12 protein-coding genes are annotated in these 14,407 nt (G+C 61.6%); 10 read left to right on the top strand and 2 right to left on the bottom strand.

Annotated features, from left to right (window positions below; all coding sequences use genetic code 11):
• Nucleotides 1-609 precede the first annotated feature (609 nt).
• Nucleotides 610-1,419 carry a DUF3108 domain-containing protein gene (locus ABIA40_RS32330; protein ID WP_404546413.1) on the bottom strand — a complete coding sequence of 270 codons (810 nt, stop codon included), beginning with the start codon at nucleotides 1,417-1,419 and terminating at the stop codon, nucleotides 610-612.
• Between the two features lie 530 nt (nucleotides 1,420-1,949).
• On the opposite strand from ABIA40_RS32330, the gene rpmB reads away from it, so the two are divergent.
• From rpmB to ftsZ, 6 genes are all read left to right on the top strand, one after another.
• Nucleotides 1,950-2,258 carry a 50S ribosomal protein L28 gene (rpmB, locus tag ABIA40_RS32325; RefSeq protein WP_128266066.1) on the top strand — a complete coding sequence of 103 codons (309 nt, stop codon included), beginning with the start codon at nucleotides 1,950-1,952 and terminating at the stop codon, nucleotides 2,256-2,258.
• 207 nt (nucleotides 2,259-2,465) lie between these two features.
• Complete coding sequence (locus tag ABIA40_RS32320) at nucleotides 2,466-4,289, top strand: AAA family ATPase (protein ID WP_404545318.1); 1,824 nt, start codon at nucleotides 2,466-2,468, stop codon at nucleotides 4,287-4,289.
• 48 nt (nucleotides 4,290-4,337) lie between these two features.
• Nucleotides 4,338-5,585, top strand: coding sequence for a DUF2235 domain-containing protein (locus ABIA40_RS32315; RefSeq protein ID WP_404545316.1), 1,248 nt, complete (start codon nucleotides 4,338-4,340; stop codon nucleotides 5,583-5,585).
• 131 nt (nucleotides 5,586-5,716) lie between these two features.
• Entirely contained in the window at nucleotides 5,717-5,935 is a 219-nt protein-coding gene (locus tag ABIA40_RS32310) for a phospholipase effector Tle1 domain-containing protein (RefSeq protein ID WP_404545314.1), read from the top strand.
• Nucleotides 5,936-6,027: 92 nt separating this feature from the next.
• Nucleotides 6,028-6,540 (top strand): hypothetical protein, encoded by a 513-nt coding sequence (locus ABIA40_RS32305; RefSeq protein WP_404545312.1) that lies wholly within the window; start codon nucleotides 6,028-6,030, stop codon nucleotides 6,538-6,540.
• A 52-nt stretch (nucleotides 6,541-6,592) separates the two neighbouring features.
• Nucleotides 6,593-7,849, top strand: a complete 1,257-nt coding sequence (gene ftsZ / locus ABIA40_RS32300; protein ID WP_404545310.1) for a cell division protein FtsZ — start codon at nucleotides 6,593-6,595, stop codon at nucleotides 7,847-7,849.
• 177 nt (nucleotides 7,850-8,026) lie between these two features.
• On the opposite strand, the gene ABIA40_RS32295 is transcribed toward ftsZ, so the two are convergent.
• Complete coding sequence (locus tag ABIA40_RS32295) at nucleotides 8,027-8,707, bottom strand: hypothetical protein (protein WP_157288088.1); 681 nt, start codon at nucleotides 8,705-8,707, stop codon at nucleotides 8,027-8,029.
• A gap of 166 nt (nucleotides 8,708-8,873) precedes the next feature.
• Here ABIA40_RS32295 and ABIA40_RS32290 point away from each other — a divergent pair, with 166 nt between their 5' ends.
• The 4 genes from ABIA40_RS32290 (at nucleotide 8,874) to ABIA40_RS32275 (ending at nucleotide 14,376) form a co-directional block, all read left to right on the top strand.
• The gene (locus tag ABIA40_RS32290) at nucleotides 8,874-10,214 is read left to right on the top strand and encodes a DUF2235 domain-containing protein (RefSeq protein WP_404545308.1); all 1,341 of its coding nucleotides are present in this window, start codon (nucleotides 8,874-8,876) and stop codon (nucleotides 10,212-10,214) included.
• A 404-nt stretch (nucleotides 10,215-10,618) separates the two neighbouring features.
• Nucleotides 10,619-10,864 (top strand): PilZ domain-containing protein, encoded by a 246-nt coding sequence (locus ABIA40_RS32285; protein WP_193760713.1) that lies wholly within the window; start codon nucleotides 10,619-10,621, stop codon nucleotides 10,862-10,864.
• A 337-nt stretch (nucleotides 10,865-11,201) separates the two neighbouring features.
• The gene (locus ABIA40_RS32280; protein ID WP_404545305.1) at nucleotides 11,202-12,356 is read left to right on the top strand and encodes an iron-containing alcohol dehydrogenase; all 1,155 of its coding nucleotides are present in this window, start codon (nucleotides 11,202-11,204) and stop codon (nucleotides 12,354-12,356) included.
• Between the two features lie 421 nt (nucleotides 12,357-12,777).
• Nucleotides 12,778-14,376 (top strand): ABC transporter substrate-binding protein, encoded by a 1,599-nt coding sequence (locus tag ABIA40_RS32275; RefSeq protein ID WP_404545302.1) that lies wholly within the window; start codon nucleotides 12,778-12,780, stop codon nucleotides 14,374-14,376.
• Nucleotides 14,377-14,407 lie beyond the last annotated feature (31 nt).

The raw sequence follows: 14,407 nt of genomic DNA, 5'->3' as shown, positions 1-14,407 counted from the left end.
CTCAGGGTGAGGGGCACACCGTGAGCGTGGAAAACGCCCTCCCCGAATCCCGCGCAACTGTCTCACTTTGCGACGCTTTTCCCGTTCGCTTTAAGCTTCGGAACGACTCTAGAACGAATCGCGGCCGAATCGCTGACTCCCCTGCGAGTCCCGTTCCGTTCACGCAACATGTCGCGGGACTCGTCTTGGTTGCGCACTAGATGGAGTTTTGCGGAGACGCACAAGCGACCGGGGTGGTTAAAGCTGGGGACGGCGACGAGTCGAATCAGAATCGGGGAGGAGTCAAATGGATTCGCGTCTTCGTCATGCGCGGGCTTGACCCCGCGCATCCATCGAAAGACGAGCATGGCCGGGTCAAGCCCGGCCATGACGGCCTTCCGAACTCATTGTTACGAAAACAACCCCATGCACAGTAGGTAAGTGCTTGATTTTGCTAGGCCGCCACCGAACGCTCGTCATTCCGGGGCGCGACGCAGTCGCGAGCCCGGAATCCATCGTGAAACCGTCGCTGTAGCCTGATGGATTCTCAGGTGCGCAAGGGCGCACCATAGTTGGCGCCAAGGGGCGCGCCCCGGAATGACGGCGGAGAGAGCGGTGCGGCCTCCTCGCCTACTGCGTCTTCGCGACGCGTGGCGGCTGGGGCGACGTGATGAAGCTCGTCGCTTCCAGCATGGCCGGCCCTAGGGGCGTCGGCACTTTCAGCCAGAACGGGACCAGGATGCGCGTGCCGGCGATCGGGGCGAACGCGATCTCCATGTTGCGCTGGGCGGCGAGGTATTTGATCACCGGGCGGTCGGGAATGTAGCCGGCGATGGGCACGAAATAGATCGCGCAGACCACGACCGGGCCACGATAGCCCTTCTCCGCCTTCACTGTCTCCATGCGCTTGAAATCGAGCTTGAGCTCGTAGCGCATGCGGCCGTCGAACACCGGCGCGGAGCTGTGGCAGGCATCCTGCGAGACGGGATCGCCGGTGCCGGGCACGCGCAGCAGCGAGGCCGTCATCGGGTCCCAGACGCCGCGGCGGTGCGCCTCGGTGACGACGATACGGTCCGGATCGACCGGCGGCTCCGGCAAAATCGCAAAATCCTTCACATTGCCCTTGTCGAGGGTGATGCGGATCTCTTCGGTCTTCTTCTGGGTGGTGGTGGAGGCCTGGTAGCCGGTCGCAACCAGCGCGCCACCAACGACGCGCCCCTGGCTGGCGCCGGTGCCGGACCCGCCCGTGAACGACTTCAAAAGCCCCGTGGTGCCGCCGGCGGCCGCCGCCGAGAACACGTCGTCCTGGATATCGATGTTCCAGGCGCCCTTGCCGACGGGAATGCCCGCCAGCGTCGCCTCATATTGCGCCTCGAGCTTGCCTTGCGCCGCCGCCGGCGCCACGCCGGACGCCAGGCCCAGCAGGCCACAAAGCGCCATCAGCCGGCCGGCCGGACGCAGACAGGCTGAGCGCAGGACTTGCGCGAAATGAAGCGTTGTCGGCACGAAACAATCCAATCAGAGCGCGATGTGTTGTTACTTAAGCCAAAACCGGCGGCAAACAATGTGTCGGGGCGTGCAGCCCCGGGAACTCCACCGACTCTTCGACGGCGAATACGCCCTTTATGTGATGGTAAGACGCGACAATCATTGCCGTTTTGGTGATTGGAAGGTAACGGGGGGCGCTTCGGCCTCGCCGCTGTCATGCCCCGCGAAGGCGGGGCATCCAGTACGCCGCAGCCTCTCGACTATGGCCGCCCCGCCGCGGAGTACTGGATCGCCCGCCTTCGCGGGCGATGACACCGAGGGTGGGGCGCAAAACTCGCATCCCAACAGCCCCAAATCCTTGACTACCCGCCCCTTCCCCCCTATACGTCCGCCCGCTCCCTGCAAGGACGACAGAATTTGCCCCCGTGGCGCCGAGATGGCGGCCGCACTCGTTGGGGGTTCGAACTATAAGGATTTCTACCATGTCTCGCCGCTGCGAACTGACGGCCAAGGGCCCCCTCGTCGGCCACAAGGTCAGCCACTCCAACATCAAGACCAAGCGCCGCTTCCTGCCGAACCTCGTCAACGTGACGTTCATCTCGGAAGCTTTGGGGCGCAACGTGCGCCTGCGCGTCTCCACCAACGCGATCAAGAGCGTCGACCACAATGGCGGCCTCGACCCCTTCCTGCTCAAGGCCAACGCCGACGCGCTCTCCCCGCGCGCCCTCGAGCTGAAGCGCGCCATCCAGAAGAAGGTCGGCGACACGCAGCCGGCGAAGCAGGCGAGCTGAGATTTTACGGAATTGGGCGGGGGCTAAGTTGCGTCGCGTGGCGTAGGCTTAGCCGAGTAGAGTTTGAGTAGCGGCCGGATCGGGAGATCCGGCCGTTTTTGTTGGTGGGCCGCAGAATTACACAACAAGCGCCTCCCGCCAACAAGCTCTAGTTGTTGCCTACAGCTCTCGTTAAGCTTCGGCTTTCAATTAGACGAGTCTGCTCGCATGCGAATTACCTCTATTGAATTGACCAATGTGGGCCCGTTGAAGCGAATCTCTGTATGCGGCATGGCCGACATCGTTGTGTTCGCAGGTCCCAATGGTGTCGGTAAAACCCACATTAGTTCCGCGTTGGTTGGCTTCGCCCAAAATCCAGGCGCGTCTTCAAATGTGCACATGACGGTAGAGGCTACCTGTGATGACGAACGCGAACGATGGGGCAAGTCAACACTAGACCCTCGAAATGGCAATGACGCTGGGCTGCTCCGAACAACATTGCAGAGGAATCAACGACGCAATCAGTACAAGAGTTCATTTCTCAATTTCGATAGCGATCGCGCAATCCGAAACGTATCACAATACGCATTCGGCTGGGATATCGGCGATCCTCTCTCAGAAGAACTAAACTGGAATATGTCGTTCTTCCCAATGTCGAGCCGACATGACGACGTCCGCCACTCGCTGTTTAGGATGGTGGAAGGCCAAAAAAGGCAAATTGCTGAGGAAGCACTTGCTCGTCAAAGCGCTGGCGAGACAGCTATGCCGTTGGACATCCCAGACATTCTAAGACCATTCAAGGATGCTTTTTGGCATCTGTTGGCACCCAAGAGGCTCATTGAAGTAAATACACGAGACCAACAAATCTATTTCGAAACGGAGGGGATAAAGCTGCCCATCGAACGCCTGAGTTCAGGCGAACGCGAAGTAATCAACATTGTGTTCGATTTCATATTGCGAGGCCCCGAAGATTGCATAATCGTTTTCGATGAGCCTGAACTGCATCTGCACCCCGAGCTCAGCTACAAACTCCTGCAAACGTTGGTTTCTGCGGGCAAACGCAATCAATTCTTGTTCTCTACTCACTCACCAGAAATAATATCTGCGTCGCTCGAAAATACAGTGGTATTCGTGAGACAGCCTCAAGCTGACCTCGACAACCAGGCCCTGATTGTTAATCGGGACGATCAAACGCATCACGCTCTGCAGGCACTAGGGCAATCGATAGGCGTCATTTCTCTCGGAAAAAAGCTAGTTCTAATCGAGGGCGAAGAAGCCAGTCTCGACAAGTTGACGTATGGCGCGATCCTCAAAAATCGCTTTCCAGAATTTGTTCTTGTGCCAGCCGGCGGCAAAGATTCGATTAGATCGTTTGCGGATGCATACTCTAACATAGTGAGTAAGACGATCTGGGGTGTTCGCTTCTATCTTCTTTGCGATCGCGATGCTGCAATTGTTGTAGGGCGCAATGCACTAGCGAAAGATCAATCGAACCGAATAACGGCTTTGCCTAGGTATCACCTAGAAAACTACTTCCTAGATGAACAGACCTACGCAACCTGCTTCGAACAGATCGAGCCTCCCGACTCCTGGCTGCGGAACGTCGCAGAGATAAGGAAGCGATTACTAAAAATTGCTGCGGAAGCAGTCCCTTATGCAGTTGCCCTGAACGTCACTGCCGAGATCCGAGCGAAAGTTGGCAATGTGAGCGTGATGCCCAGAGGGGCAGTTGAAGCAAGATCGCCAGCAGCCCTGTGTCAATTGATGGAAGCGAAATTGGACAACGAACTAACCCGAGTTCAAGCAGGACTGGACAGAAAACTAGTGGGCGACTTAGTAAACTCGGAGTTTGAGCGACTCTCAAAAGCGGTCGCAACTGACGATCCAATATGGAGAGCCGACCTTCCAGGCAGGTTTATACTCAACAAGTTCGCATCAGAGGCGGACATGTCCGTTGGCCGACTCAAGCAACTGTACCTGCACCACGTAGAACCAGAGAAGGTCTTCCAAGATATCATTGCAATATTCGAGCGCTTCAAAAGCGCGGCCTAACGTTTAGCAAACCGCTTAGACACTTCAAGTCGTTGAGACTAACTGGACATGAAGAACTTGGTCATTTGCTGCGATTGGATAAACAGCGAACGCGGAGACAACATTTCCAATGTGTTGAAGTTCTATCATTGCCTCCGAAAGAATGAGAGCAACACGGTTCAACAACTAGTCTACTACGATTCTGGTGTGGGGGCTCCGGGGCCAGCGGGAAGCGTGTGGGTCAGATTGCGGGAGAATTTTCAATCTACCCTTGGACTCGCAACAGGCTACAGATTCGACGACAGCGTACTGTCCGCCTACGAGTTCTTGATCCGCAACTACCAAGAGGGAGATCATATCTATCTTTTTGGATTCTCTCGGGGAGCGTATTCAGTGCGAACACTTGCCGGTTTAATCCATGCAGTGGGGTTACTTTCGCCGGAACAGGCTAACTTCATGTCAAGTAGGCTGATTGCCTACAAACAATGCTCCGCATTTGAGCCGCGCGATTTCCCCGGCATTGCAAAGGCGCAAAACGGTGTAGCCCTAGAAACCATTGGCTACGACAACCTCACCTATTTGACTACTTTCTGGCCCACTCGCTGGCCGACTATACGCATGATCGGCGCTTGGGATACGATCGCGAACGTTGTGATTCCTCGCCCTGATCGCTTCTTTTTTCCGAGCCTCGAGGAGCTTGCTTACACAAAACGTAACCCCAGTGTTCAAACGTTTCGTCAAGCTATCTCAATTGACGAGCGACGATGCATGTTTCGTCTAAAGGAGTGGGATGACTCACAAATCTTCGTGCGCGATCGCTTCGCTCAATTTGAAAAGCTAGAACCGCAGGATAGCTTGCAAGTGTGGTTTGCTGGCGCCCACGCAGACATCGGCGGTGGATATTCAGAGGCTGAAAGTGCGCTGTCGAAGTATTCCCTTCTCTGGATGATTGAGGAAGCTGCAAAATGCGGTCTCAGCTTTGATCCGCAAGTTGTAAACCAGCTTGCTTGGGGAATTCCAACAGAGGGTAGTCCCTTCAAGCATACCCCTCCTGACTTCGCGGGACCTCTGCATGATTCGATGACGGCGGTCTGGCGATTGCTCGAATTTGTTCCGAAGAGTGCGAAGTACCAAGAATGGCCAGAGCGTAGATCGATTCTCGGCTTCTACATCCCTGATTGCGAGCCGCGGGTCATCCCCGAAGGAGCAATAGTCCACGAGTCCGTCGTCAGGCGTATGGATCGACTTTCCAGCTATCGACCGATTAATTTGCCCCGAGCTTACGGCACTTTTCCACTTTCTGCCTTACCTCGCTAAGCTCTCAAACGGGCGACCTCGGGTGACGAGTCTTTTTGCGGAGGAAAGTCGTACTGGTCACTTCAGGAAGAGGCATTCGGCCCCATTTTCCGCTATACTCGCCCCGGTAGCATCCCCCGGAGGCGCATCCCATGGACACCGCGCACAATCCCGACCCCCACCCCGCCGGCAAGAACCTCGTCATCTGCTGTGACGGCACCGGCAACGAGATCTCGGAGAACATCTCCAACGTCCTGAAGCTCTATCGCTGCCTGCGCAAGACGGACAAGACGCAGCCGCTGCAGATGCTGCCCTGCGATCCCGCGCCGGCAACCGCAGCGCCACCCGTAAACACCCCGCGCGCGCGTTAACCGTCCATTAACCAACGCACCCTAGCCTGCGGTAATCGTCCAGCCATCATTAGCTCGAAATGCCTTCCCGGTTCGCTCCAGGAGAAGCGCCGATGTGCGTTGCGTTGTTGACGTATGCCGATCTCAGTGCCCGCCTCGATATCTCGCGCGAGGCCGCGCGGTCGCTGGCGAGACGTCGCGGCCTGCCGCGCTCGCGCTCGGCGGACGGCAAAGCCCTGGTGAGCGTCGATCTCGCCGCGCTCCGGTACACGCCCCGCTCACGAAAGGGCCGCCGGGCAGACCCCATCGATGCCTCCATGGCAAAGATCGAGGCAATCAAGTCCCAGGCCCTCAAGGCGGAGATCGCGCGGCTCGAATCCGTCGCAACTGCCTACAGGACCGTGTTCGAGCGCGAGCGCGAGCGTGCCGATCGCCTCGCCGTCGAGCTGACGCAGGCGGCCGCCGAGACGACGGCCGCCAATGCGTGGGCGGCACGACTGGAAGACGAAGTGACGGCGCTGCGGAGCGATCGCCGCCCTGGCGGGACGCTCGCGGGATACGCCGCGCGTCGATTGGGACATCTGGCCGCTTCCATCGTCAAAGCAGACCGCGCGGCTTGCAGGTAGCACTCGAGATTTTCTTTAATCCCCGGCTTGCCGGACCAATCGCGAGGGAAAAATGGCAGGCAATATCGATATCCATGAAATGAAAGCCCGCATCGTCGTGTTCGGCGTCGGCGGCGCCGGCGGCAATGCCGTCAACAACATGATCACGGCCGGGCTGCAAGGGGTCGAGTTCGTGGTCGCCAACACCGACGCGCAGGCGCTGGCGATGTCGAAGGCGAAGCGCCTTATCCAGCTCGGCACCCGGGTGACCGCAGGCCTCGGCGCCGGCTCGCAGCCGGAACTGGGACGCGCCGCGGCCGAAGAGGCGATCGACACGATCCGCGATCAGCTGACCGGCGCGCACATGGTGTTCGTGACGGCCGGCATGGGCGGCGGCACCGGCACCGGGGCTGCACCCGTCGTGGCCAGGATCGCGCGCGAACTCGGCATTCTCACCATCGGCGTGGTCACCAAGCCGTTCTACTTCGAGGGCCAGCGCCGCATGCGCTTTGCCGAAGCCGGCATCGAGGAGCTGCTGAAGACGGTCGACACCCTCTTGATCATCCCGAACCAGAACCTGTTCCGGGTGGCGAGCGAGAAGACCACGTTCGCCGATGCCTTTGCCCTTGCCGACCAGGTGCTTTATTCGGGCGTGGCCTGCATCAGCGACCTCATCGTCAAGGAAGGCCTGATCAATCTCGATTTTGCCGACGTCCTCTCCGTCATGAAGGAGAAGGGCAAGGCCATGATGGGACGGGGCGAGGCTTCCGGCGAGAAGCGCGTGCTCGCCGCCGCTGTCGCAGCGATCTCCAATCCATTGATCGAAAATCCCTCGATCAAGCGCGCCAGTGGTCTCATCATCTCCATCACCGGCGGCAAGGATCTCATGCTGTACGAGGTCGACGAAGCGGCAACCCGCATTCGCGACGAGGCCGACCCCGACGCCAACATCATCGTCGGCGCGTCCTTTGACGAAAGCCTCGAAGGCATCGTCCGCGTCTCGGTGGTGGCGACCGGAATCGATAATCTCGATCCGGCGCAGGCGCACCCGGTGGAAACCGCCCTCACGCAGCTCGCCGGCAGGCTGCGCAGCGACGGCCGCCGCATTGCCGATCGCATCGAGCGCAGCGCCGCCCTTCCGCAAGCGGGCAGCCCGCCGCTCCGCCCGCAGCCGCATCACCCCGTGGGGCCACCGGCAAGGCCGGGCCTGGACTATGCGCGGCAGGCGGCGCTTCAGCCGCTCGATCCTTACGGCCGCGCGCCTGCGCGCAATGCGCCCGACGAGGCCGTTCTCGATATCCCGGCCTTCCTGCGCCGCGCGGCGAGCTGAGTGGTGGCCCAACACTAGATCGTCATCCCGGGGCGCGACGAAGTCGCGAGCTATGATGCGCAATTGCGCATCTGAGGATCCATTTGGCCGCAGTGACTGTTGAGGGATGGATTCCGGGTTCGCGCCAAGAGGCGCGCCCCGGAATGACGGCGTAGAGCGTGCACAGCCGCCGATGCTTCACGCCGCCGTGCTGCGCGGGCTCTCGGCGGTTTCCTTCTTGTCCGTTTCCTTGTCGCGGGACAGCCAGGCCGGAAAGCGAAGCAGGCGTTCGTTGGTGTCCTTCGGCAGCTCGATGGGCGGCGCTTCAACGGCCGAACTCGGCAAGTCCAGCGCTGCCTGGCCGGATCGCACCGCATCCGCGCGCTGATCCAGTTCACGCAAGAGGGGATCGAGCACGCTGTCGATCTCGGTCGCCACCGACACCAGGAAACTATTGAGCTCGCGCGCCTCGGGCACAACTGCCGCAGCCGATTCGACCGCCCTGGAGAGACCGTCGACGACAGGTGCAAACGCGCCGGCGGCTTGCTTGATTCGCGTCTTGATCAGTTCGATCTCGCTCAGGACGCGCTCACGCTCCCGCCTTTTCTTCTCCTCCGAAAGGCGAGCTTCAATTTCGGCGATCTGGGCCGTCAGGGTCGTCGCTTCGGATGCGAGCGCATCACGTCTTCCGCGCGCGCGATCGAGATCGCGGCAGAGATTGTCCACTAAGTCGTCCCTTGCGAACATGGCTTTGCTCCATAGGACAGGCGTTCTGCCCTGTAGGACGGCCTTGACGCGAACCACCAGCCTCGCCACCGACCGGATGGCCGGATCGGCCGAAACAGGCATCAATTTCCGTCGCGTCACATGGGCCGACATGGTGATCCCCCATCGTCAACATTAGGCGACCGCATGGTTAACAAGAGGTTAATGTCAACAGACGATGCGGCCATGGGGCTGCTTGCCGGCGGCGCCGCCTTCCTCTCCTCGCTGCCGCTCATTTTCCGCTATACTCGCCCCGGTAGCATCCCCCGGAGGCGCATCCATGGAGACCGCAGCCAGTTCCGAACACAAGCCCGCCGGCAAGAACCTCGTCATCTGCTGTGACGGCACCGGCAACGAGATCAGCGAGAACATCTCCAACGTCCTGAAGCTCTATCGCTGCCTGCGCAAGACGGACAAGACACAGCCCAGGCAGATGGTGTTCTACGATCCCGGGGTCGGCACCATGACGGAGCCGTCGACGTGGGGGCGCTGGAAGGCCAACATCAAGCTGGTGTGGGGGCTCGCCACCGGCTACGGGCTCGATGACAACGTGCTGTCGTCCTATTGCTTCCTGGTGCAGCACTACGCGCCCGGCGACAGGATCTATCTGTTCGGCTTTTCGCGCGGGGCCTACACGGTGCGCGTGCTGGCGGGGCTGATCCACAAGATCGGCCTGATCTCGCCGGAGCAGGCGAACCTCGCAGGGTCAGGCCTCATCGCCTACAAGCAATATTCCGGCAGCGGGCGCGGCAACGACGTCGAGGATATCAAGAACATCGTGTTCGACGAGAGCGGGCCGCTGCCGAAGGACGAATTCGACCTCGCCGCGCAGTTCGCGCGCATCACCTCGACGCGCTGGCCGACCATCCATTTCGTCGGCGTCTGGGACACGGTGGCGAGCGTGATCGTGCCGCGCGCCGACCGCTTCTACTGGCCGAGCCTGGAGGAGCTCGCCTTCACGCTGCGCGATCCCAGCATCAGGATCTTCCGGCAGGCGATCGCGATCGACGAGCGGCGGCGCATGTTCCGCCTGAAGCGATATGCGGAGCCGCAGGAATTCTGGAGCAACCGCTACGTGCCTGATGAGAAGAAGGTGCCGCAGGACATCATGCAGGTGTGGTTCGCCGGCGTGCATTGCGACGTCGGCGGCGGCTATCCGGAGGCCGAGAGCGGTGAGTCCAAATACCCGCTGCTGTGGATGATCGACGAGGCCGAGAAGGCCGGGCTGAAGTTCAACCCGCGCACGGTGAACCAGCTCGCCTGGGGCATCCAGCGCAAGAACTCGCCGTTCACCTATGTCGAGCCCGCTTTTACCGGGAAGAGCGGCATGCTGCACGATTCCATGACTGCGGTCTGGCGCGTGCTGGAGTTCTTGCCGAAGCGCGCGAGATACCGGGAATGGCCGGAGCGGAAAGTCTATTTCGGCTTCTACATCCCCGATGCCGAGCCGCGCCTGATCCCCGAAGGCGCGCATGTGCATGAGAGCGTGCTGAAGCGCATGGCGGTGGAGCCGGGCTACCGGCCGGTGAACTTGCCGAAGGATTATTTGACGGTGCCGATGCCGGTGCCGCCGGGGGTGGATGTGGCGGCGGGGGCGGAGGTGGAGGGCGTGACGGGGTGAGGTGGCATGGCGCGCTTATCCCCTTGGAGAGCAGGGCTATCGCATGTGACTCGTGGCGGCGGCCTGCGCGCACGCCTCGTCCTTCGAGACGGCGCTGACGCGCCTCCTCAGGATGAGGCTAATCAGCATCAGTGCTCGTTGAAACTGCTGCCGCGCACTCCGCCCTCATCCTGAGGAGCCCGCCCAAGGCGGGCGTCTCGAAGGATGACCGCAGGGAAAAGCTCTCAAATGGGATAGCCCTGCCCCTCCCAGGGGAGGGTGGCAGCCCGCTACCGCCGCTTTCCGCATTCGCTGACACTTTTCGTTAAAATTCTCCGGCGCGCCTTAGGCGGATCGCATCAACTCTTTTCCATGATTGGGACAGATCAGCCGCCGCGACCTGCGGAGTTGGAGGAGACGTGCCAATGCATCCGCGCAAGTTTGTCCGTGTGAAGCCCGCGGGCCTGGTGTCACGCCAGGCCAAGATCATCACCGACCCGCGCGCGCCGGTGATCCCGTGCACGCTGATCGACTATTCGCCCGGCGGGGCCTGCGTCGATCTCGGCGGCCAGGTGAATATCCCTGATCGCTTCGAGCTGCTCCACGTCAACACCAAGAAGCGCTGCCGCATCGCCTGGAAGCGCGGCACGCGCGTGGGCGTGGTGTTTTAAGGGATAGCGGCCGGGGGGCCTCTGCCGGGTGGCAAGGCGCCGCGAGCTTTCCCCGTCGCCATCCTTCGAGACGCCCGCTTTCGCGGGCTCCTCAGGATGAGGGTGGAGCGCGCGGCGGCAATCTCGACCGGGCACCGGCGCTGATGAGCCTCATCCTGAGGAGGCGCGTAGCGCCGTCTCGAAGGACGAGGCGTGCGCGCCGGCCGTCGCTACATCTCATCTTGCAACAGCCCCGCCCCCGCGCTGCGAAACGGCCAGCGTCTTCGCGGATGACTGACGTGGCGGGGTCGGGTAGATTGCGGTCACAACAACAACGAATTGTCCGGGGAGGACAGGCGTGCACCAGGGACGTGTCGTGTTCGGCGCGATCGAGGAGGTCGTGTTCGGCCATCCTGCGGCCGAAGCCATCGTCGCGCAGATGAACCGGCTGGGAACAAGCCGCGCCTTCCTGATGGTCTCGGGGACGCTGAACCGGCAGACCGACGAAATCACCAAAATCAGGGACGCGCTCGGCTCCCGCTGCGTCGGCCTGTTCGACGCGATGCCGGCGCATACGCCGCGCGAGGCGGTGATCGCGGCGACACAAGCGGCGCGCGCGGCGGAGGCGGATCTGATCGTCACGGTGGGCGGCGGTTCCATCACCGACGGCGCCAAGGCGGTGCAGCTCTGCCTCGCCAACGGCATCGACGATATCGGCGGCATCGACCGCATCCGCGTGCACAAGGGCATTGCGCCCGAGATGAACGCCCCTCACGTGCGGCAGGTCAGCGTGCCGACCACGATTGCCGGCGGCGAGTTCTCATCGATCGCTGGAGTCACCGACCGCGCGAGCCACGTGAAGCAGATGCTGCGGCATCCGCTCGCGGTGCCGCGCGCGACCATACTGGATCCTGCCATTACCGTGCACACGCCGGAATGGCTGTTCCTGTCGACCGGCATCCGGGCAGTCGACCATTGCGTCGAGGCGATCTGCTCGCGCGAGACGCATCCTTACGCCGATGCGCAAGCGGTCAAGGGCCTCGCCATGCTCGCCGACGCGCTGCCGCGGGTGAAGGCCGACCCTAGCGATCTCGATGCGCGGATGGACGCGCAGATCGGCACCTGGCTGTCGATGGGCGCGCTTGCGGCCGGCGTGCCCATGGGCGCGAGCCACGGCATCGGCTACGTGCTGGGCGGGGCCTTCGACGTGCCGCACGGCTACACCTCCTGCGTCATGCTGCCGGCGGTGATGCGATGGAACGCGCGCGACAATGCCGAGCGGCAGACGATCGTCGCGGCCGCCATGGGCTATCCCGGCCGTGACGCCGCCGACGTGCTCGATGCCTTCATCCGCTCGCTCGGCATGCCGCGCAGCCTCGCCGACGTGCGCATCTCGCCGGAGCATTTCGATGCGATCGCACAAGCCGCGATGCGCACGAACTGGATTCCGCGCAACCCGCGCAGGATCGAAGGTCCCGCCGATGTGCGCGAGATCCTGCTGCTCGCCGCCTGACGGCTGCTGCGGGAACAAAGTCTCGCGGATCGTGTGAGGGTTGTACCGGATAGCGCGCACCGCAAGCGCCACAAGATCTGCTGTCGTCCCGGGGCGCGACGAAGTCGCGAGCCCGGGACCCATAACCCCAGGAAGGAGTTGCGGCATGAGCTGGCAACTCCGAGTCTTCGCCAAACATCTTCCTGGGGTTATGGATCCCGGATCTGCGCGCGCTGAGGGCGCGCTTGTCCGGGATGACGACCGGGTTTCAAAGCACTATCTCTTCGCACCTGCACTCTCACATCGCGAGAGAAGCACCTCAGATATTCCGTCATCCGAATTGTCGAGAGCGCAGCTGGCCTTGCGGGTTGCCTCGCTGCACGCGCCTCGCTATCGTCTGGATCAACAGGCCGCAAAAGGCCGAGGTCCAGGGAGGATGAGCATGCGGAGCGTGTGGGCGCTCGCCGCAATGGCGGCGTTATCTGTGCTGACGGCCTCAACTGCCACGCTCGCCGGCGAGCCCAAGCAGGGCGGCATCTTGCGGATGTATCACCGCGACAGTCCGGCCAACGCCTCGATCCTCGAAGGCGCGACCTATTCGATCAACATTCCCTTCATGGGGGTGTTCAACAATCTCCTCATCTACGATCAGCACATCGCGCAGAACAGCCCCGATACGCTGCGGCCGGACCTCGCCGAAAGCTGGTCCTGGAGCAGCGACAACAAGAAGCTGACGTTCAAGCTGCGCCAGGGCGTGAAATGGCACGACGGCAAGCCGTTCACCTCGGCCGACGTCAAATGCAGCTTCGATCTGTTGATGGGCAAGTCGCAGCAGAAGCTGCGGCAGAATCCGCGCAAGGCCTGGTACAGCGAGGTCAACGAGGTCACGACCAATGGCGAATTCGAGGTCACCTTCGACCTGAAGCGGCCGCAGCCCTCGCTGCTGGCGATGCTCGCCTCCGGCTACACGCCGGTCTATCCCTGCCACGTCTCGCCGGCGGACATGCGCACAAATCCGATCGGGACCGGGCCGTTCAAGTTCGTCGAGTTCAAGGCCAATGAATCGATCAAGCTGACGCGCAATCCCAACTATTGGAAGAAGGGTCTGCCCTATCTCGACGGCATCGAATACACCATCATCACCAACCGCTCGACCGCGATCCTGGCCTTCGTCGCCGGCAAGTTCGACATGACCTTTCCGACGCACATCACGATCCCGCTTTTGAAGGACATCAAGTCGCAGGCGCCGAACGCGACCTGCGTCGTCGAGCCGACCAACGTCTCGACCAACATCATCGTCAATTCCACCTCCGCGCCGTTCGACAACATCGACATTCGCCGCGCCATGGCGCTCGCGCTCGACCGCAAGGCGTTCGTCGACATCCTGTTCGAAGGCCAGGGCGACATCGGCGGCACCATGCTGCCGCCGCCGCAGGGCCTCTGGGGCATGCCGAAGGACAGGCTGGAGACCATTCCGGGCTATGGCCGCGACATCAACGCCAACCGCGAGGAAGCCAGGAAGCTGATGCAGAAGGCGGGCTACGGTCCGGACAAGCGCCTCGCCGTGAAAGTCTCGACGCGCAACATCGCGGAATATCGCGACCCCGCCGTGATCCTGATCGACCAGCTCAAGACCATCTATATCGACGGCGAGCTCGACGTCGTGGAAACCGCGAACTGGTTCCCGAAGGTCGCGCGCAAGGATTACATGCTCGGCCTCAACCTGACCGGCAATGCCGTCGACGATCCCGACCAGTCGTTCTACGAGAACTATGCCTGCGGCTCGGAGCGGAATTACACCAATTACTGCAACAAGGAGATCGAGAAGCTGTTCGACGTGCAGTCGCAGGAGACCGACCTCGCCAAGCGCAGGCCGCTGGTCTGGGACATCGACAAGAAGCTGCAGGAGGACGTCGCCCGCCCGATCATTTTCCATGCACGGGCCGGCACCTGCTGGCACCCGCACGTCAAGGGCGTCACGATCATGTCGAACAGCTCCTACAACGGCTTCCGCTACGAGGACGTGTGGCTCGACAAGTGACGCGACGCTAACGGCTAGCGCGGAGGGCGGT

It is taken from the genome of Bradyrhizobium sp. USDA 223 (genome assembly GCF_044909005.1).
GTDB lineage: Bacteria > Pseudomonadota > Alphaproteobacteria > Rhizobiales > Xanthobacteraceae > Bradyrhizobium > Bradyrhizobium yuanmingense.
This window is presented reverse-complemented; position numbering and strand designations above follow the sequence as displayed.

Bases quoted from the DNA above. Each gene is read 5' to 3' on its own strand.
- ABIA40_RS32330 (WP_404546413.1), bottom strand. From the start codon at position 1,419: ATGGCGCTTTGTGGCCTGCTGGGCCTGGCGTCCGGCGTGGCGCCGGCG.
- rpmB (WP_128266066.1), top strand. From the start codon at position 1,950: ATGTCTCGCCGCTGCGAACTGACGGCCAAGGGCCCCCTCGTCGGCCAC.
- ABIA40_RS32320 (WP_404545318.1), top strand. From the start codon at position 2,466: ATGCGAATTACCTCTATTGAATTGACCAATGTGGGCCCGTTGAAGCGA.
- ABIA40_RS32315 (WP_404545316.1), top strand. From the start codon at position 4,338: ATGAAGAACTTGGTCATTTGCTGCGATTGGATAAACAGCGAACGCGGA.
- ABIA40_RS32310 (WP_404545314.1), top strand. From the start codon at position 5,717: ATGGACACCGCGCACAATCCCGACCCCCACCCCGCCGGCAAGAACCTC.
- ABIA40_RS32305 (WP_404545312.1), top strand. From the start codon at position 6,028: ATGTGCGTTGCGTTGTTGACGTATGCCGATCTCAGTGCCCGCCTCGAT.
- ftsZ (WP_404545310.1), top strand. From the start codon at position 6,593: ATGGCAGGCAATATCGATATCCATGAAATGAAAGCCCGCATCGTCGTG.
- ABIA40_RS32295 (WP_157288088.1), bottom strand. From the start codon at position 8,707: ATGTCGGCCCATGTGACGCGACGGAAATTGATGCCTGTTTCGGCCGAT.
- ABIA40_RS32290 (WP_404545308.1), top strand. From the start codon at position 8,874: ATGGAGACCGCAGCCAGTTCCGAACACAAGCCCGCCGGCAAGAACCTC.
- ABIA40_RS32285 (WP_193760713.1), top strand. From the start codon at position 10,619: ATGCATCCGCGCAAGTTTGTCCGTGTGAAGCCCGCGGGCCTGGTGTCA.
- ABIA40_RS32275 (WP_404545302.1), top strand. From the start codon at position 12,778: ATGCGGAGCGTGTGGGCGCTCGCCGCAATGGCGGCGTTATCTGTGCTG.